At 65.7% G+C, this 22250-nt stretch carries 18 protein-coding genes; 12 read left to right on the forward strand and 6 right to left on the reverse strand.

The genetic code is table 11. The features are described from left to right. The gene (locus RT582_RS16570; protein WP_313478559.1) at positions 1–777 is read right to left on the reverse strand and encodes a DUF899 domain-containing protein; all 777 of its coding nucleotides are present in this window, start codon (positions 775–777) and stop codon (positions 1–3) included. A 226-nt stretch (positions 778–1003) separates the two neighbouring features. Between RT582_RS16570 and RT582_RS16575 the strand changes: the two genes are divergently transcribed. The 3 genes from RT582_RS16575 to RT582_RS16585 all read left to right on the forward strand — a co-directional run bounded on the left by RT582_RS16575 (position 1004) and on the right by RT582_RS16585 (position 3164). After that, complete coding sequence (locus RT582_RS16575) at positions 1004–1267, forward strand: PepSY domain-containing protein (RefSeq protein WP_102832107.1); 264 nt, start codon at positions 1004–1006, stop codon at positions 1265–1267. A gap of 163 nt (positions 1268–1430) precedes the next feature. Next, entirely contained in the window at positions 1431–2315 is an 885-nt protein-coding gene (locus RT582_RS16580; RefSeq protein WP_313478561.1) for an RluA family pseudouridine synthase, read from the forward strand. Positions 2316–2381: 66 nt separating this feature from the next. Further along, positions 2382–3164 carry a DNA-formamidopyrimidine glycosylase family protein gene (locus tag RT582_RS16585; protein WP_313478563.1) on the forward strand — a complete coding sequence of 261 codons (783 nt, stop codon included), beginning with the start codon at positions 2382–2384 and terminating at the stop codon, positions 3162–3164. A gap of 265 nt (positions 3165–3429) precedes the next feature. Here the strand turns inward: RT582_RS16585 and RT582_RS16590 are convergent, their stop codons facing one another. The 4 genes from RT582_RS16590 to RT582_RS16605 form a co-directional block, all read right to left on the reverse strand. After that, positions 3430–4326 carry a ribose-phosphate diphosphokinase gene (locus RT582_RS16590; RefSeq protein ID WP_313478566.1) on the reverse strand — a complete coding sequence of 299 codons (897 nt, stop codon included), beginning with the start codon at positions 4324–4326 and terminating at the stop codon, positions 3430–3432. Positions 4327–4462: 136 nt separating this feature from the next. Next, positions 4463–5233, reverse strand: coding sequence for a 3-hydroxybutyrate dehydrogenase (locus tag RT582_RS16595; RefSeq protein ID WP_122100018.1), 771 nt, complete (start codon positions 5231–5233; stop codon positions 4463–4465). Positions 5234–5343: 110 nt separating this feature from the next. After that, positions 5344–6735 carry a GntP family permease gene (locus tag RT582_RS16600; protein WP_313478571.1) on the reverse strand — a complete coding sequence of 464 codons (1392 nt, stop codon included), beginning with the start codon at positions 6733–6735 and terminating at the stop codon, positions 5344–5346. A gap of 272 nt (positions 6736–7007) precedes the next feature. Continuing rightward, on the reverse strand, positions 7008–8348 hold the full coding sequence (locus RT582_RS16605) for a short-chain fatty acid transporter (protein ID WP_313478574.1): 1341 nt from the start codon (positions 8346–8348) through the stop codon (positions 7008–7010). A gap of 110 nt (positions 8349–8458) precedes the next feature. Here RT582_RS16605 and RT582_RS16610 point away from each other — a divergent pair, with 110 nt between their 5' ends. Then, the gene (locus tag RT582_RS16610; RefSeq protein WP_014821541.1) at positions 8459–8875 is read left to right on the forward strand and encodes a DUF192 domain-containing protein; all 417 of its coding nucleotides are present in this window, start codon (positions 8459–8461) and stop codon (positions 8873–8875) included. A 237-nt stretch (positions 8876–9112) separates the two neighbouring features. Here RT582_RS16610 and RT582_RS16615 read toward each other — a convergent pair whose 3' ends face one another. After that, a complete protein-coding gene (locus RT582_RS16615) occupies positions 9113–9583 on the reverse strand; it encodes an Lrp/AsnC family transcriptional regulator (RefSeq protein ID WP_003281718.1) in 471 nt (156 codons plus the stop codon). A 241-nt stretch (positions 9584–9824) separates the two neighbouring features. On the opposite strand from RT582_RS16615, the gene RT582_RS16620 reads away from it, so the two are divergent. The 8 genes from RT582_RS16620 (at position 9825) to RT582_RS16655 (ending at position 22118) form a co-directional block, all read left to right on the forward strand. After that, a complete protein-coding gene (locus RT582_RS16620) occupies positions 9825–13295 on the forward strand; it encodes an indolepyruvate ferredoxin oxidoreductase family protein (protein WP_313478577.1) in 3471 nt (1156 codons plus the stop codon). Positions 13296–13494: 199 nt separating this feature from the next. Further along, positions 13495–14589 carry a Glu/Leu/Phe/Val dehydrogenase dimerization domain-containing protein gene (locus tag RT582_RS16625; RefSeq protein ID WP_313478579.1) on the forward strand — a complete coding sequence of 365 codons (1095 nt, stop codon included), beginning with the start codon at positions 13495–13497 and terminating at the stop codon, positions 14587–14589. 128 nt (positions 14590–14717) lie between these two features. Continuing rightward, positions 14718–16127, forward strand: coding sequence for a sodium-dependent transporter (locus tag RT582_RS16630; protein WP_313478582.1), 1410 nt, complete (start codon positions 14718–14720; stop codon positions 16125–16127). 392 nt (positions 16128–16519) lie between these two features. Further along, complete coding sequence (hppD, locus tag RT582_RS16635) at positions 16520–17605, forward strand: 4-hydroxyphenylpyruvate dioxygenase (RefSeq protein ID WP_313478584.1); 1086 nt, start codon at positions 16520–16522, stop codon at positions 17603–17605. 199 nt (positions 17606–17804) lie between these two features. Next, entirely contained in the window at positions 17805–18944 is a 1140-nt protein-coding gene (locus RT582_RS16640) for a homogentisate 1,2-dioxygenase (RefSeq protein WP_313478587.1), read from the forward strand. Continuing rightward, entirely contained in the window at positions 18944–19927 is a 984-nt protein-coding gene (locus RT582_RS16645; protein ID WP_125877797.1) for a fumarylacetoacetate hydrolase family protein, read from the forward strand. The genes RT582_RS16640 and RT582_RS16645 overlap by 1 nt, the downstream gene beginning before the upstream one ends. After that, positions 19917–20576 (forward strand): maleylacetoacetate isomerase, encoded by a 660-nt coding sequence (maiA, locus tag RT582_RS16650; RefSeq protein WP_313478593.1) that lies wholly within the window; start codon positions 19917–19919, stop codon positions 20574–20576. The genes RT582_RS16645 and maiA overlap by 11 nt, the downstream gene beginning before the upstream one ends. Positions 20577–20657: 81 nt before the next feature. Continuing rightward, complete coding sequence (locus tag RT582_RS16655; protein ID WP_313478595.1) at positions 20658–22118, forward strand: sodium-dependent transporter; 1461 nt, start codon at positions 20658–20660, stop codon at positions 22116–22118. Positions 22119–22250 lie beyond the last annotated feature (132 nt).

Raw genomic sequence — 22250 nt, forward strand, 5'->3', positions numbered from 1 at the left:
TCAGCGTCGCGCCTGCTCGTGGCAGCAGCCGGCGGGCTCTGAGCGTCCGCTCGGGGCAACGCGATCATCGCTGTCGTAACGGTCGTGCAGGCGTACCCAGTCGGTGAGGTTGTGCCGCGGGCCCGTTTCGTTGCGACCGTTGGGCGTCATGTCCAGCAGTACATAGGTGCCGAGCAGTTCTTCCGCGCCGCGACCATAGGCCGAGAAGGTGTGGAAGATGTCGCCCTGCGGGTCGCGGTAAAAAACACTGAAGCCCGACAGCTCCTCGCAGACGAAGGGTTGCCAGGCGTAGTTGTAGAAGACCTTGCCCTCGACGATGTCCTCGGCATCGAAGGACACGTGGAAGTCGCGGTTGAACATGCTGCCGGCCGACGACAGCCAGCGGAACTGCCAGCCCATGCGCTGGCGGAACGCCTCCAGCCGCTCGAACGGCGCGCGGGAAATGGCGGCGAAGCTGACGTCATGCTGCAGCAGGTGCAGTAGCGCACCGCCGATATGATCGGCCTCGAACGAACAGCCGACGCAACCCTCGGTCCAGTCCGGGCCGAACATGAAGTGCTTGATCACCAGCTGGCTGCGACCCTCGAACAGCTCGCTCAGGCGAACCGCGCCGCTGGTATCGTGAAAGCGATAGTCCTGCGCAAGGCGTCGCCAGGGCAGTTGCCGACGCTTTTCGCTGAGCGCATCGCGCTGGCGGGTGAGCTGTTTCTCTTCCTGCAGATGGGCGCTGTGGGCGGCCAGCCAGTCCTGATCGGATACGACCTTGTGCGTTGCCATGTAGACCTCCGGGGCGCGGATTGGAAGCGGGCGCGGAGCCACCGCCGCGCGGCAATGGCCCTGTGACAGAGTCGATTGGCGCCGGGCGAAATCGACATCGGGCCAGTGAGCGTCCGGCGCCTGGCGGCGCGGCGGTTGAACTTAGCGGCCGCCGCTGCGCTCGTAATTCATGCAGGGGCCAACCGTATGGCCCGATCTGATCCCGTTCGAAGAAGGAATAAACGAGATGTACAACAAGACACTGACCGCCGCCCTCGCCGTTGCCATCCTCGGTTCTGGTGCTGCCTTCGCCGCCGACAAGCCCGGCGCCGACTGGATCAGCCTTGAGCAGGCCGTAGAGAAAGCCAAGGCCGCCGGCTACACCGAGCTGCATGGCATCGAGGCCGATGACAATGGCTGGGAAGGCGAGGGCATGAAGCAGGACGGCAAGAAGTACGAGTTCAGCATCGATGGCCGCACCGGCGAGGTGACCAAGGAAAAGCTTGATTGAGCCTACGCGCCACTCTCGCCTGGCGTCTTCGCTGAGCGCATTGCCTGCCCCCTGGCGGTGCTGCGCTCAGCAGCCACTTGCCACAGCGCTCCCGCAACGGGAGGCAGCTACCGACAGAGCGGGTATCATCCACCTCCCTCGTCGCTACCGTGTAGCTGCATTCATGTCCGCTTCCAGTTCCCGCCCCAGTACCCTGCATCTGCCGCCAGGTGATTGGCCTACGGTGCTCGACTGCCTGTGCGCGCACTTCCCTGCGATCAGTCGCGCTACCTGGCTCGATCGCATCGCCCGCGGCCGCGTGCTTGATGCGCAGATGCAGCCGATCGATGCCGCGCAGACCTATCGGGTAGGCATGCGCATTCATTACTTTCGCGAAGTACCGAACGAGACCCCGGTGCCATTCGAAGAACGCATCCTGCACGTCGACGAGCATCTGGTGGTGGCCGACAAGCCGCACTTTCTCTCGGTGATGCCGGCCGGCGAATACGTCAACGAAACCTTGCTGGCGCGGCTCAGCAAACGGCTGGGTAACGCCGATCTGGTGCCGATTCATCGTATCGACCGGCTCACCGCCGGTCTGGTGCTGTTCTCGGCCAACCGGGAGAGCCGTGGTGCCTACCAGGCGCTGTTCCGTGAGCGGGAGATCAGCAAGCGCTACGAGGCAATCTGCCCGGCGCTGCCGCATCTCGAATTTCCCCTGCGCCGACGCCTGTGCATGGTGCCGGGCGACCCCTTCTTCCTGATGCGCGAAGGCGAGGGCGAGCCGAACAGCGAAACGCTGATCGAGGTGCTCGAACGGCGCGGCGACCTCTGGCGCTACGGGCTTTCCCCCATCAGCGGCAAAAAGCACCAGCTGCGCCTGCACATGGCCACCCTCGGCGCCGGTATCTGCAACGACCCGTTCTATCCCGAGCTGCTTGAGCGCAGCGAGCGTGAGGCCGACGACTACGCGCGGCCACTGAAGCTGCTGGCGCGTGGATTGCGCTTCAGCGATCCGCTGAGCGGAGCGCTGCGCGAATTCGAGAGCACGCTGCAACTGGACTGGTAACGGCGGGCGCACCTTCGCGGCGTTGGCGAGTCTCAAATCCAAGACAGCCCAGCCCCTGGTGCAGCCATGCCCGAAGGTCCTTCCATCGTCATCCTGCGTGAAGAAGTCGCGGCATTCGCCGGGCGCACCATCGAACGTGCCGAGGGCAGCGCCAAGATCGACATGTCCCGGCTGGCCGGTCAGCGGGTGCGTGGCTTCCATAGCTGGGGCAAGCATTTCCTGATCGAGCTGGAGGACGTCTCCGTCCGCATCCACCTGCTGCTGTTCGGCAGCTATCGCATCAATGAGCGCAAGGACGCCGTAGCACGGCTGAGCCTGGGCTTTGCCAACGGAGAGCTGAACTTCTACGCCTGCTCGGTGCAGTTGATCGAAGGGCCGCTGGATGCGACGTACGACTGGAGCATGGACCTGATGAGCGACGCCTGGAGCCCGCGCGCCACGCTCAAGCGGCTGCGCGAACGTCCGCGGCTATTGGCCTGCGATGCGCTGCTCGACCAGACGCTTTTCGCCGGCTCCGGCAACATCATCAAGAACGAGGTGCTCTACCGCATTCGCGTGCATCCACTGTCGCTGATCGGCGAGCTGCCGGCGGCCAAGCTGCGCGAGCTGGTGCGTGAAGCGCGTACCTACAGCTTCGAATTTCTCCAGTGGAAGCGGGCCGGCGTGCTCAAGGCGCACTGGCTGGCCCACGGCAAGACGACCTGCGTGCGCTGCCATATTCCGCTGGTGAAGGTGAAAGAGCTGGGGCGCAGCCAGCGCCGGGCATTCTTCTGCGAGCGCTGCCAGAAGCGCTATGGCGACTCAGCGCAGATCGTGGCCGACGAGCCGAGCGCGGTGGATGAGGGGTGAGGTGGACAACGGCGCGGCCTTGTCCACGCGGCTGGTTCGCCGCCGCCGAGGTGGTCGCCGGGTTCCGGTGGAAAAGCTGCGCGTTTTCCACCCTACGGCAGCCTTGGTGTTGGGGCGCAGGTAGCCGGCCGGTGCAGGATGCTCGTAGGGTGGAACGGCACCGCCTTGTCCACGCGATTGATTCGCCGCCGCCGAGGTGCTCGCCGGGTTCCGGTGGAAAAGCTGCCGCGTTTTCCACCCTATGTGCCGCTCGTTGAGTATCGCCTCAGCGCAGCAGCGGCCTGAGCGCGTCAGCCAGCTGCGAGGCCATGCTCACCGCATTGCTCTCATGGGCGATGCAGTCGGTACTCCAGATCTGACCGACGCCAGCGGCGCGGATCACCTGCAGCGCATCGTCGGCGAACAGCGCGTGAGTCACTGCGACGTCCACCGAGGCGGCGCCAGCGGCCAGCAGTTTCTCCGGGGCATTGGCCAGGGTGCGACCGGAACTGGCGACGTCATCGAGCAGCACCACATGGCGCCCGGCAAACTCCAGCGCCGGCAGTGCGATGTCGACCTGGCGATCGCCGTGGCGCACCTTGTTGCACACGCCGTGTTCGAAGCCATGTTCGACGGCGGCAGCTTCGATCCACTGCAACGCCTCGGCATCCGGGCCGATCAGCAGGGCGTCGGGATGCCGCTCGGCGATCAGCCGTGCCAGCGCCGGTGCCGCGCAGAGCCTGACGGCATCTTCCAGCGGCACGGCTTCCTGCAGGGTAGCGACGCGGTGCAGGTGCGGGTCGACGGTGATCAGCCCGTCGAACTGGCTGGCCAGCAGCTGGCCAAGCACCCGCTGGCTGACCACTTCACCGGGATTGAAGGCGATGTCCTGACGCATGTAGGCCAGATAAGGCGTGACCAGGATCAGTCGCCTGGCGCCCAGTCGGCGTGCCTCCCCGGCGATCAGCAGCAGCTCGACCAGCTTCTCGTTGGGATGATCGAGACCGCGGTATATCACCAGCTGCTCGGCGATGGCCTCGCCCTCGGCCAATGGCAGACGCAGGCGCAGTTCGTCATCGGGAAAGCGGTGGCGCTCGACTGCCGCGGCGGCCAGCCCAGAGGCTTCGGCCAGCCGCAGGGCGGCGGCGCGCTCGTCATCGAAATACAGCAGCTGGCTTTGCATCGGCACTCCCGAAACGGTTTTTGGCTGTCCGGCGCTGCCGACCTGAACCTCTGGCGATCTCGGCGCGGCAGTCCGCCTGAATGGGATACAGACAGCCTGCGATGCGCAGCCGTTCGCCGGGAGTGGCCAGTCGTCGTCAGCGCGCTGCCCAGCCGCCGTCCATGTTCCATGCCGCGCCGCGTACCTGGTCACCGGCTTCGCTGCACAGGAACAGCGCCATCGCACCCAGCTGTGCAGGGGTGACGAAGTCCAGCGAGGGTTGCTTCTCGGCCAGCAGATCGTGGCGGGCGCGTTGCTCGTCGCCGCTCTCCCGCGCGCGCTCGTCGATCTGCTGTTGCACCAGCGGGGTCAGCACCCAGCCGGGGCAGATGGCATTGCAGGTGATCGGCGTGGTGGCGGTTTCCAGCGCGACGACCTTGGTCAGCCCGACCAGCCCGTGCTTGGCAGCGACGTAGGCAGCCTTCTGCTCGGAGCCCACCAGTCCGTGCACCGAGGCGATATTGATGATCCGCCCCCAGCCGCGCTGGCGCATGCCGGGCAGGGCCAGGCGCGTGGTGTGAAACGCCGAGGACAGGTTGATGGCGATGATGGCGTCCCAGCGCTCCACCGGAAATTCCTCCACCGGCGCCACATGCTGGATGCCGGCGTTGTTGACCAGGATGTCGACGCCGCCGAAGTCGCGCTCGGCATAGGCGAACAGCTCGGCGATCTGTGCCGGATCGGACACATCCGCACCGTGGTGGCCGACCTTGTGGCCGTGCCGGCCGACTTCGGCCAGCGCTGCCGAGGCATCACCGAAACCGTTGAGGATCAGGTCGGCGCCGGCTTCGGCCAGCTTCAGTGCGATCCCAAGGCCAATGCCGCTGGTGGAGCCGGTGACCAGTGCGGTCTTGCCTGTGAGGTTCATGGTTTCTCCCGCTTGGTGGCGACCGCACTGGGGCGGCACCTCGTTTTTCTTGTTGTCGGAAGGCAATCGCAGATGTCGTGATGCTCGCCGAAATCGGCGAAGCGCCGCGATCAGACGATGCCGGTAGCGTAGTACACACCGATCACGAAGAAGGCCGCGGCCGTGGCGATCAGGGTGATGGCGAAGATGTCCTTGTAGGATTCGCGGTGGGTCAGCCCGGTGACCGCCAGCAGGGTGATCACCGCGCCGTTGTGCGGCAGGGTGTCGAGCCCGCCGGAGGCCATCGAGGCGACCCGGTGCAGCACTTCCAGCGGAACCTGCGCGGCGTTGGCGGCGGCGACGAAGCTGTCGGCCATCGCGGCCAGGGCAATGCTCATGCCGCCGGAGGCCGAGCCGGTGATGCCGGCCAGCAGGTTGACGGTGATGGCCTCGTTGATCAGCGGATTGGGAATCGCCGAGAGGGCATCGGCCACCACGATGAAGCCCGGCAATGAGGCGATTACCGCGCCGAAGCCGAATTCCGACGCGGTGTTCATCGCCGCCAGCAGCGAACCGCCGACCGCCGTGCGGCTGCCCTCGGCGAGCTTGCCGCGCAGGGTGCCGAAGCTGGCCGCCAGTACCAGGGCAATGCCCAGCAGCAGTGCGGCCTCCACCGCCCAGATGGCGGTGAGCTTGCCGACCTCGGTGACCAGCGGGGCGCTCATGCCGGGCAGCTGCAGGCTGTGGCTGGTGCCGTAGAACTCGGGAATCCAGCGGGTGAACAAGAGGTTGGCGACCAGCACCAGAATCAGCGGCGACAGCGCCAGCCAGGGGTTGGGCAGGGCGATGTCGGCCGGCGTCTCCGGCTCGTTGCGCAGGTTGGTGCCGTAGCCTTCGCCAGCGGCCATTGCCTTGCCGAGCTGCCACCTGAGATAGAGCATGCCTAGGCCGAATACGAAGAGGGTGCCGATCAGGCCGAGCCAGGGCGCCGCCCAGGTGGTGGTGTTGAAGAAGGTGGTGGGGATGATGTTCTGGATCTGCGGCGTGCCGGGAATGGCAGTCATGGTGAAGGTGAATGCGCCGAGGGCGATGGTCGCCGGGATGAGCCGCTTGGGCATGTTGCTCTGGCGGAACATCTCTGCGGCGAACGGGTACACGGCAAACACCACGACGAACAACGACACGCCGCCGTAAGTGAGCAGCGCGCAGACCAGCACGATCACCAGCATCGCCTGGCTGGTGCCGAGCAGGCGGATCGCCGCGGCGACGATGGAGCGCGAGAAGCCGGACATCTCGATCAGCTTGCCGAACACCGCACCGAGCAGGAATACCGGGAAGTACAGCTTGATGAAGCCGACCATCTTCTCCATGAAGATGCCGGTGAAGGCCGGCGCCACGGCGGACGGGTCGGTGAGCAGCACCGCACCCATGGCGGCGATGGGAGCAAACAGGATGACACTGTAGCCGCGGTAGGCGGCGAGCATCAGCAGGGCCAATGCAGCAAGGGCGATGACGACGCTCATCGGGGACGATCTCCTGGCCCCGTGCGGCACGACCGAACGCTGCCGAGGGCATTCGGGGACTCGCTGCTGCACGGCAGGCGCATTGTTTTTCTTGTTTCGGCTGCGGACAGGCCGCACGGTGATTTAGCGAGTTCCGTGCCAGATATGCAACTCACTGATTTAGATAGGGTTTCTGCAGTCTGTCCAAAATGGTGGACGGTATCGATGTCTTGAATGCTGGACAGTGTGGTCCAGCATTCCGGACAGCGTCGCTGTCCGGAATGCTCCAGGCCTCAGGTCAGAAAATAGAGCCCGCCGGCGATCACCACACCGGAGAACACTAGGCTGAGCAGGCAGTAGCCCATGATGTCGCGGGCACCGAGCCCGGCGATGCCCAGCAGCGGCAGAGCCCAGAACGGCTGGATCATGTTGGTCCAGGCATCGCCCCAGGCAATCGCCATGGCCGTCACTTCCGGCGCCACGCCGAGCGCCGCACCGGCCGGCAGCATTATCGGCCCCTGTACCGCCCACTGGCCGCCGCCGGAGGGCACGAAGACGTTGACCAGCCCAGCACTGAGAAAGGCCAGCACCGGGAAGCTCTCGGTCGTCGACCAGGTTACGAAGGTGTCAGTGACCTGCCGGCCGAGCGATACGCCGACCGCATTGGCGCCGACCATCATCCCCATGATCCCGGCGTAGAAGGGGAACTGCACGACGATGCCGGCGATGCCGCGGATGCTCTCCTCGATGGCGCGCATGTAGCGCTCCGGCGTGCCATGCATCAGCAGGCCGGCGAAGAGAAAGATCGAGATAACGATGTTCAGGCTCAGCGCCAGACCGTTCTCGCTGAAGTGCCGGTAGAAGAACAGCACCGCCAGCGCGACCATGATCAGGCCGAGAATGCGGCTGTCGTCCAGGCGCTGGGTGGCGGTTTCCCGCGGGATGTCGCTTGGCTGGGGTTCCTCCAGCAGCGCCGGGTCGACCACTTTCGGCGTCTTCGGCTGCATGGCCCAGTTCAGCAGCGGCAGGCCCACCACCAGCACGGCGATGATGATCAGGTTGTAGGAGGCGAACAACGTCTGGCCGACGCCGATCGCTTCGGTCAGCGCGCCACCGGTCATCTTCTCCAGATCGGCCCCGCCGCTGGCCAGCGACAGCGGGATCGAGCCGGAAAAGCCGCCGTGCCAGATCAGGAAGCCGGAGTAGGCCGAGGCGACCAGCAGCGGGTAGTCGACGCCGCGTACCTGCCGCGCCAACGCACGGGCGAAGACTGCGCCGATTACCAGGCCGAAGCCCCAGTTGATCCAGGAACCGGCCAGCGCCACCAGCGTCACGAGAATGATCGCCTGCCCGGGCGACTGCGGGATGCGCGCCATGCGGTCGAGCAGTCGGTTGATCGCCGGCGCCCGTGCCAAGGCATGGCCGGTGACCAGGATCAGCGACATCTGCATGGTGAAGGCCAGCAGGTTCCAGAAGCCGTTGCCCCAGTGCTGCGCCATCGCCGGCAGGCCCTGGCCGGTGCTGAGCATAGCGGCGATCAGCACGATCAGCGTGAGCAGGATGGCGAAGACGAAGGGCGAGGGGAGGAAGCGTTGCACCAGGTAGACGCTGGCGGCGGTTATTCTATTGAGCACGATGGGGTTCTCCCTTGTTGTCGTTATGTCGCCGCGCAGGTGCGGCGCTTCGCTTATGAGTGCGGCGGCGGCCGGCTGTTCCGCCGTACCCGGTCTCAGGAGATTGCTTTATGCGTATTGCGTTGCTGCTATCGCTGATGGCCGTCGCGACCACCGCCCAGCCCGCCGAGCCGTTGCGGCTGCAGCTTGGCGGGCATCAACTCCAGGCCGAATATGCGGATACCTTCTTGCAGCGCCAGCGTGGTCTGATGGGGCGTAGTGAACTTGCCAGCGACAGCGGCATGTTGTTCCGCTTTGATGAAGTGCGCCGGCACTGCCTATGGATGAAGGACACGCCGCTGCCGTTGTCCGCGGCGTTCTTCGATGAGGACGGCGTTCTGGTCGATGTGATCGATCTGGAGCCGTTCAATACCGAGATTCGTTGTTCGAAGCGGCCGGCACGTTATGCGCTGGAGATGGATCAGGGCTGGTTCGCTGAGCGGGAGATCGGACGGGACGCGCGGCTGGAAGGGATACCGGAGGAGTAGGCGTGCAAGCGGTGCGTCGGTGCGTAGGGTGGATAACGGCGAAGCCTTATTCACCGTAACCAGGCCCGACGCATGCGGATGTCTGGGACGGTGTCGGAGGCGATCTTGGTGGACGCGTGGAAAAGGCTCTGGCCGTTTTCCACCCTACGCTTTCATTCCCTCGTGCGGCTGCTTCGCTCGTAGGGTGGATAACGGCTCCGCCTTGTCCTCCGCCCGCCGCGAACCCGGTCTGTAGGCTCAATCCAGCGGCAACTCCGTGGTCCGCTTCACCTCGCTCATGGCGATATGCGAGTGCGCCTCCTGCACGTGGGGGCGTTGCAAAAGCTGGTCGCGCAGGAAGCGTTCGTAGCTGTCGATATCGCGCGCCACCACCTTGAGCAGGTAATCCGACTCGCCGGCCATGGTGTGGCACTCCAGCACTTCGGGGTAACCCACCACCGCCCGCTCGAACTCGTCGAGGTTGCTGCGTCCGTGGGCCGAGAGCTTGATGTTGACGAACACCGTCATGTTCAGCCCGAGCTTCTTCGGGTTGAGCAGGGCGACCTTGCGCTCGATCAGCCCTTCCTCCTGCATGCGGTGGATGCGTCGCCAGCAGGGCGATTGCGACAGTTCGACCTTCTCGGCGATTTCCGCTGCGGAGAGATCGGCGTTGTGTTGCAGCAGCAGGAGAATCTTGCGATCGATGCTGCTTAGGGGCGAAGTCTGCATGGTCGTGCCTGTTTTCTTGTTGTTAGCGAATGGGTCATGCACAGAAGCGCTGTTCTACCGCAAAAGTAGAAAGAAAATCTCTCTTCGTCACGGCCAGACTGTTAATCGACACGCGACGGTGGGGTGATCCCCTGCCGATTGCCGGCGTGGAGAGACAACCGTGCGGTTTCTCCATGACTGCGTCAGGCGGGTAGCGAACAACGCAACCCTGACTCCGATAACAACAAATTAGGAGCGCCCCATGTCTCTGGCCGAGATCCGTCTGGACGACAAGTACCGGCTTGCAACCGGTCATCTTTACCTCACCGGCACCCAGGCGCTGACCCGCTTGCCGATGCTGCAGCATCAGCGTGATCAGGCTCGTGGTTTGAATACCGGTGGCTTCATCTCCGGCTATCGCGGCTCGCCATTGGGCGGGCTGGACAAGAGCCTCTGGGAAGCCCGCGACTACCTCAAGCAACACGCCATCCACTTCCAGCCGGGCGTCAACGAAGAGTTGGCCGCCACCGCGGTGTGGGGCAGCCAGCAGACCAACCTGTTCCCCGGCGCCAAGTACGACGGCGTGTTCGCCATGTGGTACGGCAAGGGCCCGGGGGTCGACCGCGCCGGCGACGTGTTCAAGCACGGCAATGCGGCAGGTGTTGCACCCAACGGCGGCGTGCTGCTGCTGGCGGGTGACGACCACGGCTGCAAGTCCTCGACGCTGCCGCACCAGAGCGAGCATGCCTTCATCGCCGCCTCGATTCCGGTGCTGAACCCCGCCAACGTCCAGGAAATTCTCGATTACGGCATCATCGGCTGGGAACTGTCGCGCTACTCCGGCTGCTGGGTGGCGCTGAAGACCATTGCCGAGAACGTCGACTCCTCCGCCGTGGTGGAAGTCGATCCGCTACGCATGCAGACGCGCATCCCGGACGATTTCGAACTGCCCGAGGACGGCGTGCACATCCGCTGGCCGGACCCGCCGCTGGCTCAGGAAAAGCGCCTCAACCTCTACAAGATCTACGCCGCCCGCGCCTTCGCCCGCGCCAACAACCTCAATCAGGTGATGCTCGATTCGCCGAATCCGCGCATGGGCATCATTACCACCGGCAAGTCCTATCTCGACGTGCGCCAGGCGCTGGACGACCTTGGCCTGGACGAAGCGCTGTGCGCCTCGGTCGGCCTGCGCGTGCTCAAGGTCGGCATGAGCTGGCCGCTGGAGCCGGTCTCGGTGCACGAATTCGCCCAGGGGCTGGACGAGATTCTGGTGGTCGAGGAGAAGCGCAGCATCATCGAGGACCAGCTCACCGGGCAGCTCTACAACTGGCCCGTCAGCAAGCGTCCGCGGGTGGTCGGCGAGTTCGACGAACAGGGCAACTCGCTGCTGCCGAACCTCTCCGAGCTGACCCCGGCGATGATCGCCCGGGTAATCGCCAAGCGCCTCGCGCCGATCTACACCAGCGACAGCATCCAGACCCGCCTGGCCTTCCTGGCCGCCAAGGAAAAGGCCCTGGCCGCGCGCAGCTACAGCACCGTGCGCACCCCGCACTACTGCTCCGGCTGCCCGCACAACACCTCCACCAAGGTGCCCGAGGGCAGCCGCGCCTCGGCCGGCATCGGCTGCCACTACATGGTGCAGTGGATGGACCGGCGCACCGAGACCTTCACCCAGATGGGCGGCGAGGGCGTCAACTGGATCGGCCAGGCGCCGTTCACCGACACCCCGCACATGTTCCAGAACCTCGGCGACGGCACCTACTTCCACTCCGGCAGCCTGGCGATCCGCGCCGCCGTGGCGGCGGGCGTCAACATCACCTACAAGGTGCTCTACAACGACGCCGTGGCGATGACCGGCGGCCAGCCGATCGACGGCGAGCTGCGTGTCGACCAGCTCAGCCGGCAGATCGCCGACGAGGGCGTCCGGCGCATCGCACTGGTCAGCGACGAGCCGGACAAGTACCCGAGCCGCGACGGCTTCGCGCCGATCACCACCTTCCACCATCGCCGCGAACTGGATGCCGTGCAGCGTGAGCTGCGCGAGTTCAAGGGCGTCTCGGTGATCATCTACGACCAGACCTGCGCCACCGAGAAGCGCCGCCGGCGCAAGCGCGGCAAGCTGGAAGACCCGGCCAAGCGCGTATTCATCAATGCTGCGGTATGCGAGGGCTGCGGCGACTGCGGCGAGAAGTCCAACTGCCTGTCGGTGCTGCCGAAGGAAACCGAGCTGGGCCGCAAGCGCGAGATCGACCAGAACGCCTGCAACAAGGACTACTCCTGCGTCGAGGGCTTCTGCCCGAGCTTCGTCACCGTGCATGGCGGCGGGTTGCGCAAGCCCGAAGCGGTGGCTGGCGGTATCGAGGCCGGCGCGCTGCCCGAGCCGCAGCATCCGTCGCTGGAGCGGCCATGGAACGTGCTGATTCCGGGTGTCGGCGGCAGTGGCGTGACCACCCTTGGCGCGCTGCTCGGCATGGCCGCGCACCTGGAAGGCAAGGGCTGCACCGTGCTCGACCAGGCCGGGCTGGCGCAGAAATTCGGCCCGGTGACCACCCATGTGCGCATCGCCGCGAAGCAGAGCGACATCTACGCGGTGCGCATCGCCGCCGGCGAGGCCGACCTGCTGCTGGGTTGCGACCTGGTGGTGGCGGCCGGTGACGAGTCGCTGACCCGGCTCAACGAGCAGATCAGCAATGCCGTGGTGAACAGCCACGAATCGGCCACCGCCGAGTTCACTCGCAACCCGGATGCCCAGGTGCCCGGCGCGGCCATGCGCCAGGCGATCAGCGACGCGGTCGGCGCGGAGAAGACCCACTTCGTCGACGCCACCCGCCTGGCCACGCGGCTCTTGGGCGACAGCATCGCCACCAACCTGTTCCTGCTCGGTTTCGCCTATCAGCAGGGGCTGCTGCCGATCAGCGCCGAGGCCATCGAGAAGGCCATCGAGCTCAATGGCGTTGCCGCCAAGCTCAACCAGCAGGCGTTTCGCTGGGGCCGTCGCGCGGTGCTCGAACGCGAGGCGGTGGAGCAACTGGCGCGCCCGGCCGAGATGGCCGAGCCGGTGTGCAAGACGCTGGAAGAGATCGTCGACTGGCGCGTGGATTTCCTTACTCGCTACCAGAACGCCGGGTTGGCGCGCCGCTATCGCCAGCTGGTCGAGCGCGTGCGCGAGGCCGATACGGCGGACGATCTGGCGCTGTCCAAGGCCGTCGCGCGCTACTACTTCAAGCTGCTGGCCTACAAGGACGAGTACGAGGTCGCACGCCTCTACAGCGAGCCGGAATTCCGCCGGCAGCTCGAGGCGCAGTTCGAGGGCGACTACAAGCTGCAGTTCCACCTCGCCCCGGCCTGGCTGGCCAAGCGTGACCCCGTCACCGGCGAGCCGCGCAAGCGCGAGTTCGGCCCCTGGATGCTCAACGCCTTCGGCGTGCTGGCCAAGCTGCGCTTCCTGCGTGGCACGCCGCTGGACCCGTTCGGCTATGGCCACGACCGTCGCGTCGAACGCCAGCTGATCAGCGAATACGAGAAGACCGTGGACGAGCTGCTGGCCCAGCTCAAGCCGAGCAACTACCGCACCGCCGTGGCCATCGCCGCGCTGCCGGAGCTGATCCGTGGCTACGGCCCGGTGAAGGAACGCGCCATCGCCAAGGCCCGCCAGCAGGAGAAGCTGCTGCGCGAGCAGCTGGCCAAGGGCGACGAGGTGCAGAGCGTGCGGCTGTTCCAGCCGGCGGCCTGAGCGCCCCGGCGCTGGGCGCTCGTCGCGTCGGGCAGCGTTGTTCGGTGGGCTTCAACCCACCGGCAGGGCACGCAGCAGCGGCCCGTCACCCTGTTCGCCCAGGGCCAGATGAACCCGCCGGGCCCATCGCCCGGTGATACCGAACAAGCAGGCCCTGCCCATGGCAGGGCGCCAGACCAACAAGAACGAGGTAACCCCAATGTCCGTTTTCGCGCACCCCGATTTCGACCAGCACGAGCAGGTGGTCTTCTGCCATGACAAGGTTTCGGGGCTCAAGGCCATCATCGCCATCCACGACACGCGCCTGGGCCCTGCGCTGGGTGGCTGCCGGATGTACCCCTACGCCAATGACGACGATGCCCTGCGTGACGTGTTGCGCCTGTCGCGCGGGATGACGCTCAAGTCCTCGCTGGCCGGGCTCAAGCTCGGCGGCGGCAAGGCGGTGATCATCGGCGACCCGCACACCGGCAAGAGCCAGGCGCTGCTGCACGCCATGGGCGATTTCGTCGACAGCCTCGGCGGGCGCTACATCACCGCCGCCGATTCGGGCACCGGCGATGCCGAGATGCAGGCCTTCGCCCAGCGCACCCGCCATGTGGTCGGTGCCACGCCGCGCGCGACCCTCGACGGCAGCATCACCAGCGGCGACCCGTCGCCATCCACGGCGCTGGGCGTCTTCGTCGGGCTCAAGGCAGCGGTGCGCCACCGGCTCGGGCGTGACGACCTCGGCGGGTTGAAAGTGGCGATCCAGGGCGTTGGGCATGTCGGCCTGGGTCTGGCGCGGCATCTGAAAGCCGCGGGCGCCGAGCTGTGGGTGGCCGACATCTTCGATGCCAACGTCAAGCAGGCGATGGACGAGCTGGGCGCCCAGGTGGTGCGCCCGCAGGACATCTACGGCCTGGACGTGGACGTCTTCGCGCCCTGCGCCATGGGCGCGATCCTCAACGAGCAGACCCTCGAGGTGCTGCGCGCGCCGGTGATCGCCGGGGCGGCGAACAACCAGCTGGCCACGCCGCAGGTCGGCGCCGAGCTGCAGCGCCGCAACCAGCTGTACGCCCCGGACTACGCGATCAACGCCGGCGGCATCATCGACGTCTACTACCAGCGCATCGGCGGCAGCGCCGCACAGATCGATGCGCATGTGAACGCCATCGCCGGCACGCTGCGCGAGATTTTCGAGCGGGCCGCCGCCAGCGGCGAATGCACCTCGGTGATCGCCGACCGCCTGGCGCTGGAGCGCTTGCAGGCCGGCGGCGCGCCGCAGGTCGCGACGCTGCAGCGGCAGGCTTCATGACGGCACATGGCCGGTCGCCCGAGCGCGCCGGCCTTCGCTGAGCGGGGCGGCGGGCTCTGATCGCCAGCGCCGTGCCCGCTCCGTTCGTTCGCACCATCCCTGACAAAAACAACAAGCAGGAATCCGCAATGACCGATAAAACCAGCCTCGCGGCCGGCACCTTCGCCGGCGCGCGCGCACGCATCCAGGACAACGCCAGCCGAGGCCTGTGGTCTTCCCGCTGGGTGTTCTTCCTCGCCGCCACCGGCTCCGCGGTGGGCCTGGGCAATATCTGGAAATTCCCCTACGTGACCGGGCAGAACGGCGGCGGCGCCTTCGTGCTGGTCTATCTCGCCTGCATCCTCCTGATCGGCATTCCACTGCTGATGACCGAAGTGATGATCGGCCGTCGCGGCCGGGCGAACCCCGATGGCGCCGTGGCGCGGCTGGCGCGCGAGGCCGGGGCCAGTTCGCGCTGGCGCGTGGTGGGCTGGCTCGGCGGGCTGACCGGCTTTCTCATCCTGAGTTTCTATCTGGTGGTGGCTGGCTGGGCGCTGGCCTATGTGCCGGCGACCTTCAGCGGCGGCTTCGCTGGGGTCAGCGGCGAGGCCAGCGGCGAGCTGTTCGGCGCGCTGCTGGCGGACCCGCTGCGCCTAGTGGTCTGCGCCACGCTGGTGCTGGCGGCGACCATGCTGATCGTCGGCTTCGGCGTGCGCGGCGGGCTGGAGCGATCGCTGCGCTTTCTGATGCCAGGGCTGTTCGTGCTGATGCTGGTGCTGGTCGTCTACGCCGCCATCGAAGGCGAATTCGCCCAGGCGCTGCAGTTTCTCTTCGTGCCGGATTTCTCCGCGCTGACCGCGCAGAGCGTGCTGATCGCCCTCGGTCATGCGTTCTTCACCCTGAGCCTGGGCTGCGGCGCGATGATGGTCTACGGCTCCTACCTGCCGGAAGGCACCTCCATCGCCAAGACCTCGATTCTGGTGGCGCTGGCCGATACCGCGGTGGCGCTGCTGGCCGGCTTGGCGATCTTCCCGCTGGTGTTCGGCAACGGCCTGGAGCCGGGTGCCGGGCCGGGGCTGATCTTCGTCACGCTGCCGATCGCCTTTGGCCAGATGCCGTTGGGGCAGGTCGTCGGTGGGTTGTTCTTCATCATGCTGGTGATCGCCGCGCTGACGTCGGCCATCTCGCTCTCCGAGCCGAGCATCGCCTGGCTCACTGAACGCTTCCGTATCAGCCGGACCAAGGCCGTGCTGGGCAGTGGTCTGGTGCTCTGGCTGCTGAGCCTGGGCAGCGTGTTCTCGTTCAATCACTGGGCGGACTACCAGCTGTTCGGCAAGACCTTCTTCGACACCCTGGATTACCTCACCACCAACTGGCTGATGCCGTTGGGCGGTCTGGGCACAGTGCTGTTCACCGGCTGGGTGCTGCAGCGTCACGTGGTCAGCGAGGCCATCGGCATTCGCAACGCGGGGCTGTTCCAGGCCTGGTGGAACCTGCTGCGCTACGGCACGCCGGTGGCCATCGTGCTGGTGTTTCTCAACCTGCTCGGCTTGATCTAGCGGGTCGCCTGGTGGGCTGAAGCCCACCCTACAAGAATGCTGCGGGCTTCTCAGGAAGCCGTTTCGGTGGGCTCAGGTCCATCCCATAGGCAGGCCAACGCAGGCCTTCATGGGGTGGGCTTCAGCCCACCTTTTTTTATGCGCCAGGTTAAGCGGGAGATGACATGTGCGGCAGGTTGTCGCACCGCTCTGTCAGCTTTTCGTTACGCCTGGCAAGCCGCCGGGCCAGGCTTTTCAGCGAAACAGGCGCTGTAAGGAAAACCTGACAGCAGGGATGGCGCCGGCTGCTTGCCGTGCCCGTAAACAGCATTGTTCGGCGCTCGGCCCTGGGGTGTGATGGGGCCAGCCAAGCCGTGCAGCGGCAGTCCTCACAACAATAATCAGGAGGCGATATGAACGCCGTGAACAAGATCGAACAGCACAATCCCATCGGTACCGACGGCTTCGAGTTCGTCGAATTCACCGCGCCTAATTCCGAAGGCATCGAGCAGCTGCGGACGCTGTTCACCCAGATGGGCTTTACCGAAACCGCCAAGCACCGCTCCAAGGAGGTCTGGCTGTTCCAGCAGCACGACATCAACATCGTGCTCAACGGCAGCCCGACCGGGCATGTGCGCGCCTTCGGCGAGAAGCACGGCCCGAGCGCCTGCGCCATGGCCTTCCGGGTGAAGAATGCCGCCCAGGCCGCCGCCTACGTCGAATCCCAGGGCGCCAAGCTGGTCGGCAGCCACGCCAACTTCGGCGAGCTGAACATCCCCTGTGTCGAAGGCATCGGCGGCTCGCTGCTGTATCTCGTCGATCGCTACGGCGACAAGAGCATCTACGACGTCGACTTCGAGTACATCGAAGGGCGCACGCCGAACGACAACGCCGTCGGCCTGATGTGCATCGATCACCTGACCCACAACGTCATGCGCGGGCAGATGGATGTCTGGTCCGGCTTCTACGAGCGCATCGCCAACTTCCGCGAGATTCGCTACTTCGACATCGAAGGCAAGCTGACCGGCCTGTTCTCCCGCGCCATGACCGCGCCCTGCGGCAAGATCCGCATCCCGATCAACGAGTCGGCCGACGACAAGTCGCAGATCGAGGAATTCATCCGCGAATACCACGGCGAGGGCATCCAGCACATCGCGCTGTCCACCGACGACATCTACGAGACCGTCCGCCGCCTGCGTGCCAACGGCGTGGACTTCATGACCACACCGGGCACCTATTACGAGAAGGTCGATACGCGCGTTGCCGGCCACGGCGAGCCAACCGATGTGCTGCGCGAGCTGAACCTGCTAATCGATGGCGCGCCGGGCGATGACGGCATCCTTCTGCAGATTTTCACCAACACGGTGATCGGCCCGATCTTCTTCGAGATCATCCAGCGCAAGGGCAACCAGGGCTTTGGCGAAGGCAACTTCAAGGCGCTGTTCGAATCCATCGAGGAAGACCAGGTGCGCCGCGGCGTGATCAAGGCGGACGAGTAAGTCCAGCGCCGAGGTGGGGTTGCGTAGGGTGGATGTCGCGAAGCACATCCACGCGTTTCGGTCGGCCTGACACGGACGCGTGGGCGACACAGACGCGTGGAAGATGCTTCGCAGTCTTCCACCCTACGCGACATCCACCCTACGCACCGGCACCCACCGCACCGCCATTCAGATCACGCGGTATCACGAGGAGAGGCACATGAGCCGCAAATGGATCAGTTTCCCCATCCGCGAGGGTGAGAGTTCGCGTCAGGCGCACTGCGATTTTCCGCAGGGCACCTACGAGCGCGAAATGGGCCGCGAAGGCTTCTTCGGTCCGGCTTCGCACCTGCATCACAAGCATCCGCCGACCGGTTGGATCGACTGGGAAGGCCCGCTGCGTCCGCACGCCTTCAACTTCAATCACATCCCCAGCGAAGGCGACTGCCCGCTGCAGGCGCCGCTGGCGCTGCACAACGCCGACGTCAAGCTGCGCCTGTGGAAGACCAACGGCGCCATGCGCCACCTGGTGCGCAACGGCGACGGTGACGAGCTGCTGTTTATCCACGAGGGCGCTGGGCATTTCTACTGCGACTTCGGTCACTTGGAATTCCGCGACGGCGACTACCTGATGATCCCGCGCGGCACCGCCTGGCGCATCGAGGCGACGCAGCCGGTGTTCATGCTCTTGATCGAGAACACCGACGGCGCCTACCAGCTGCCGGAAAAAGGCTTGGTCGGCCCGCACGCCATCTTCGACGCCGCAGTGCTCGACCATCCGCGGCTAGACGACGCCTTTCGCGCGCAGCAGGACGAGAACCCCTGGCAGATCCGCATCAAGCGGCGAGACCAGGTCACCACCGTGACCTACCCGTACAACCCGCTGGACGTGGTCGGCTGGCACGGCGACAACACCGTGGTACGGCTCAACTGGCGCGACATCCGCCCGCTGATGAGCCATCGCTACCACCTGCCGCCGTCGGCGCACACCACCTTCGTCGCCAACGGTTTCGTGGTCTGCACCTTCACGCCGCGGCCGGTGGAATCCGATCCGGGTGCGCTGAAGGTGCCGTTCTTCCATAACAACGACGACTACGACGAAGTGCTGTTCTACCATCGCGGCAACTTCTTCAGCCGCGACAACATCGAGCAGGGCATGGTGACCTTCCACCCCTGCGGCTTCCCCCACGGGCCGCACCCGAAGGCGCTGAAGAAGGCCAGCACCGACCCGGCGACCTTTGCCGACGAGGTGGCGGTGATGATCGACACCCGCCGCGCGCTGGAAGTCGGTGAGGCCGCCGCAGCCGTCGATGTTCCCGAATACGTCAACTCCTGGCGTGCGCCGGGCAAGGAATCCTGATGAAACTCGCAACCCTCAACCAGGGCCGCGACGGCGTGCTCGTCGTCGTCTCCCGTGATCTCGCCCGGGCGGTGAAAGTGCCGCAGATCGCCGCCACGCTGCAGGCCGCGCTGGATGACTGGAACTACTGCAAGCCTAAGCTGGAAGCGGTCTACCAGCGCCTCAACGACGGGCTGGAGGAGGGCGCATTCGCCTTCGACCAGACCGCCTGCCACAGCCCACTGCCACGTGCCTATCACTGGGCGGACGGCAGCGCCTACGTCAATCACGTCGAGCTGGTGCGCAAGGCGCGTGGCGCCGAGATGCCGGAGTCCTTCTGGCACGATCCGCTGATGTATCAGGGCGGCGCCGATGCCTTTATCCCGCCGCACAGCCCGATCCGCCTCGCCGACGAGGCCTGGGGCATCGACCTGGAAGGCGAGCTGGCGGTGATCACCAGCGACGTGCCGATGGGCGCGACACCGGCCGAGGCGGCGTCGCACATCCAGCTGCTGATGCTGGTCAACGACGTGTCGCTGCGCAACCTGATCCCCGGCGAGCTGGCCAAGGGCTTCGGCTTCTACCAGAGTAAGCCGTCGTCGAGCTTCTCGCCGGTGGCGGTGACCCCGGACGAGCTGGGCGAAACCTGGCGCGACGGCAAGGTGCATCGGCCTTTGGTTTCGCACATCAACGGCGAGCTGTTCGGCCAGCCGGATGCCGGCACCGACATGACCTTCAACTTCCCGACCCTGGTCGCCCACGCCGCGCGCACCCGCCCACTGGGCGCCGGCACCATCATCGGCTCGGGCACCGTGTCGAACTACGACCGCAGCGCCGGCTCGTCCTGCCTGGCCGAGAAGCGAATGCTCGAGGTGGTCGAGCACGGCGAGGCGAAGACGCCGTTCCTCAAGTTCGGCGACCGGGTGCGCATCGAGATGTTCGACGCCGCCGGGCAGAGCATCTTCGGCGCCATCGATCAGCAGGTCGAGCGCTATGAGCACTGAGCTGACACTCTACGGCTACTGGCGCTCCAGTGCCGCCTACCGGGTGCGCATCGCGCTGAATCTGAAGGGGCTGGCCTACCGGCAGGTGCCGGTGCATCTGGTCAAGGATGGCGGCCAGCAGCGTGCGGCCGATTACCGCGCCCTCAACCCGCAGCAGCTGGTGCCGTTGCTGGTCGATGAAGCCAACGGTGGCGCGCGCATCAGCCAGTCGCTGGCGATCCTGGAGTACCTCGACGAAGTGTTTCCGGTGCCGGCGCTGCTGCCGGCCGATCCGGTCGAGCGCGCCCGGGTGCGCTCGCAGGCGATGCACATCGCCTGCGAGATTCATCCGCTGAACAACCTGCGCGTGCTGCAGTACCTCAGTGCCGAACTGGGCGTCGACGACGAGGCGAAGAACGCCTGGTACCGGCACTGGGTCGATCAGGGCCTCGCCGCCGTGGAAGCGGGCCTGGAATGTTTCGATGGCAGGCTTTCCCTGAACGATCGGCCAGGTTATCTGGAGGCATGCCTGGTGCCGCAGGTATACAATGCGCGCCGTTTTGCCTGTGACCTCGCGGCGTATCCACGCATTCTCGAGATCGTTGCACGCTGCGAGACGCTTCCGGCCTTCCAGCAGGCCGCGCCGGAGGTGCAGCCCGACGCTCAATGAACGACTGAATCCGCCTTGCACGCCGCCGCGCCCTGCGCGACGGTCCCGATCCCGTCACAGATAACAACAAACAGGTGACGTATGACTCGTGAAAAACCGAAGAACCTCTGGCTGTCGCGCTGGGGTTTCATCCTCGCGGCAACCGGCTCCGCCGTGGGCCTGGGCAACATCTGGAAATTCCCCTACATCACCGGCGAGTTCGGCGGTGGTGCCTTCGTATTGATGTACCTGCTGTGCATCCTCGCCATCGGCGTACCGGTAATGATGTGCGAGATCGCCATCGGTCGCCGCGGCCGTGGCAGCCCGATCGACGCCATCGGCCGGGTGGTCCGCGAGAACAACGGCAATCCGCTGTGGAAGGCGGTGGGCGGCATGGCCATGACCGCCGGCTTCCTGATCCTCTGCTTCTATGTGGTGGTCGCCGGCTGGGCCTTCGCCTACACGGTGAAGATGCTCGACGGCTCGCTGACCGCGACCAGCGTCGAGGCATTGGGCGGCGTATTCGAGGCACACAACTCCAACCCCTGGCAGCTCGGCGGCTGGAGCCTGCTGGTGGCATTGCTGACGCTGTGGATCGTCGCCAAGGGCGTGCAGAAGGGCATCGAGAACGCGGTGCGCTGGATGATGCCGGGGTTGGCCGTGCTGCTGCTGATCCTGGTGGGTTACGCGGTCACCAGCGGCGGCTTCGATCAGGGCTTCGCCTTCCTGTTCAGCTTCGATACCTCGAAGATCACCGGCGAGGCGCTGCTGGCCGCGCTTGGCCACGCATTCTTCACCCTCAGCCTGGCTTCCGGTGCGATCCTCACCTACGGCTCGTACATCCCGGATGACCAGTCCATCGCCCGCACTACCTTCATGGTCGCCATCGCCGACACCTGCGTCGCGCTGCTGGCGGGCCTGGCGATCTTCCCCATCATCTTCGCCAACGGCATGGACCCGACTGCCGGCCCGGGCCTGATCTTCATGAGCCTGCCACTGGCCTTCCAGCAGATGCCGTTCGGCACCGCCTTCGGCGTGCTGTTCTTCGCCATGGTGTCGATCGCCGCGCTGACCTCGGCGATCTCCATGATCGAGGCCACCGTTGCCTACCTCAACGAGAAGCACGGCATTTCGCGGATCAAGGCGGCAATGGGTTCCGGCGTGGTACTGCTGGTGATCAGCCTGCTGGCGATGCTTTCGTTCAACCTGATGTCGGGCTGGACGCCGATGGGCAAGAACTTCTTCGACTGGCTGGATTACCTGACTTCGCGCTGGATGATGCCGCTGGGCGGGATCTTCACCGTGCTGCTGGCCGGCTACGCGCTGCGCAGCGAGATCATGCGCGACGAGCTGAACCTTCCGCCGCTGGGCTACGCGCTGTGGCTGTTCATGGTGCGTTACGTCTGCCCGGTGCTGATCCTGATGGTGTTCCTGCATGCCCTCGGCTGGTTGGGCTTCGACCCGCTGCAGCGCTGGTACTGGATCGCCGGAGCGATCGGTGCGCTGGCGGTGCTTGGCGAGATGTTGCGTCCGCGGGTGATGCCGGCGCTGGCCGGTCGCTGACCACGGCGCGGCCCCTTCGCGTGAAGAACGCCAGCCAGCAGGCTGGCGTTTTTTATGGGGAAACATCCGCATTGCGACTAGTGTCCCGAGCGGGTAGTTCGTTTATTTAACAACATATCGATATACTGGCGC

The sequence above is a fragment of the Stutzerimonas kunmingensis genome (assembly GCF_032106285.1).
Taxonomy (GTDB): domain Bacteria; phylum Pseudomonadota; class Gammaproteobacteria; order Pseudomonadales; family Pseudomonadaceae; genus Stutzerimonas; species Stutzerimonas kunmingensis_B.

Excerpts from the sequence above, each read along its gene's own strand:
- maiA (WP_313478593.1), top strand. The coding sequence starts at position 19,917 with ATGAGCACTGAGCTGACACTCTACGGCTACTGGCGCTCCAGTGCCGCC.
- RT582_RS16640 (WP_313478587.1), top strand. The coding sequence starts at position 17,805 with ATGAGCCGCAAATGGATCAGTTTCCCCATCCGCGAGGGTGAGAGTTCG.
- RT582_RS16570 (WP_313478559.1), bottom strand. The coding sequence starts at position 777 with ATGGCAACGCACAAGGTCGTATCCGATCAGGACTGGCTGGCCGCCCAC.
- RT582_RS16585 (WP_313478563.1), top strand. The coding sequence starts at position 2,382 with ATGCCCGAAGGTCCTTCCATCGTCATCCTGCGTGAAGAAGTCGCGGCA.
- RT582_RS16620 (WP_313478577.1), top strand. The coding sequence starts at position 9,825 with ATGTCTCTGGCCGAGATCCGTCTGGACGACAAGTACCGGCTTGCAACC.
- RT582_RS16625 (WP_313478579.1), top strand. The coding sequence starts at position 13,495 with ATGTCCGTTTTCGCGCACCCCGATTTCGACCAGCACGAGCAGGTGGTC.
- RT582_RS16575 (WP_102832107.1), top strand. The coding sequence starts at position 1,004 with ATGTACAACAAGACACTGACCGCCGCCCTCGCCGTTGCCATCCTCGGT.
- RT582_RS16645 (WP_125877797.1), top strand. The coding sequence starts at position 18,944 with ATGAAACTCGCAACCCTCAACCAGGGCCGCGACGGCGTGCTCGTCGTC.
- hppD (WP_313478584.1), top strand. The coding sequence starts at position 16,520 with ATGAACGCCGTGAACAAGATCGAACAGCACAATCCCATCGGTACCGAC.
- RT582_RS16595 (WP_122100018.1), bottom strand. The coding sequence starts at position 5,233 with ATGAACCTCACAGGCAAGACCGCACTGGTCACCGGCTCCACCAGCGGC.
- RT582_RS16655 (WP_313478595.1), top strand. The coding sequence starts at position 20,658 with ATGACTCGTGAAAAACCGAAGAACCTCTGGCTGTCGCGCTGGGGTTTC.
- RT582_RS16610 (WP_014821541.1), top strand. The coding sequence starts at position 8,459 with ATGCGTATTGCGTTGCTGCTATCGCTGATGGCCGTCGCGACCACCGCC.
- RT582_RS16580 (WP_313478561.1), top strand. The coding sequence starts at position 1,431 with ATGTCCGCTTCCAGTTCCCGCCCCAGTACCCTGCATCTGCCGCCAGGT.
- RT582_RS16630 (WP_313478582.1), top strand. The coding sequence starts at position 14,718 with ATGACCGATAAAACCAGCCTCGCGGCCGGCACCTTCGCCGGCGCGCGC.
- RT582_RS16600 (WP_313478571.1), bottom strand. The coding sequence starts at position 6,735 with ATGAGCGTCGTCATCGCCCTTGCTGCATTGGCCCTGCTGATGCTCGCC.
- RT582_RS16590 (WP_313478566.1), bottom strand. The coding sequence starts at position 4,326 with ATGCAAAGCCAGCTGCTGTATTTCGATGACGAGCGCGCCGCCGCCCTG.
- RT582_RS16615 (WP_003281718.1), bottom strand. The coding sequence starts at position 9,583 with ATGCAGACTTCGCCCCTAAGCAGCATCGATCGCAAGATTCTCCTGCTG.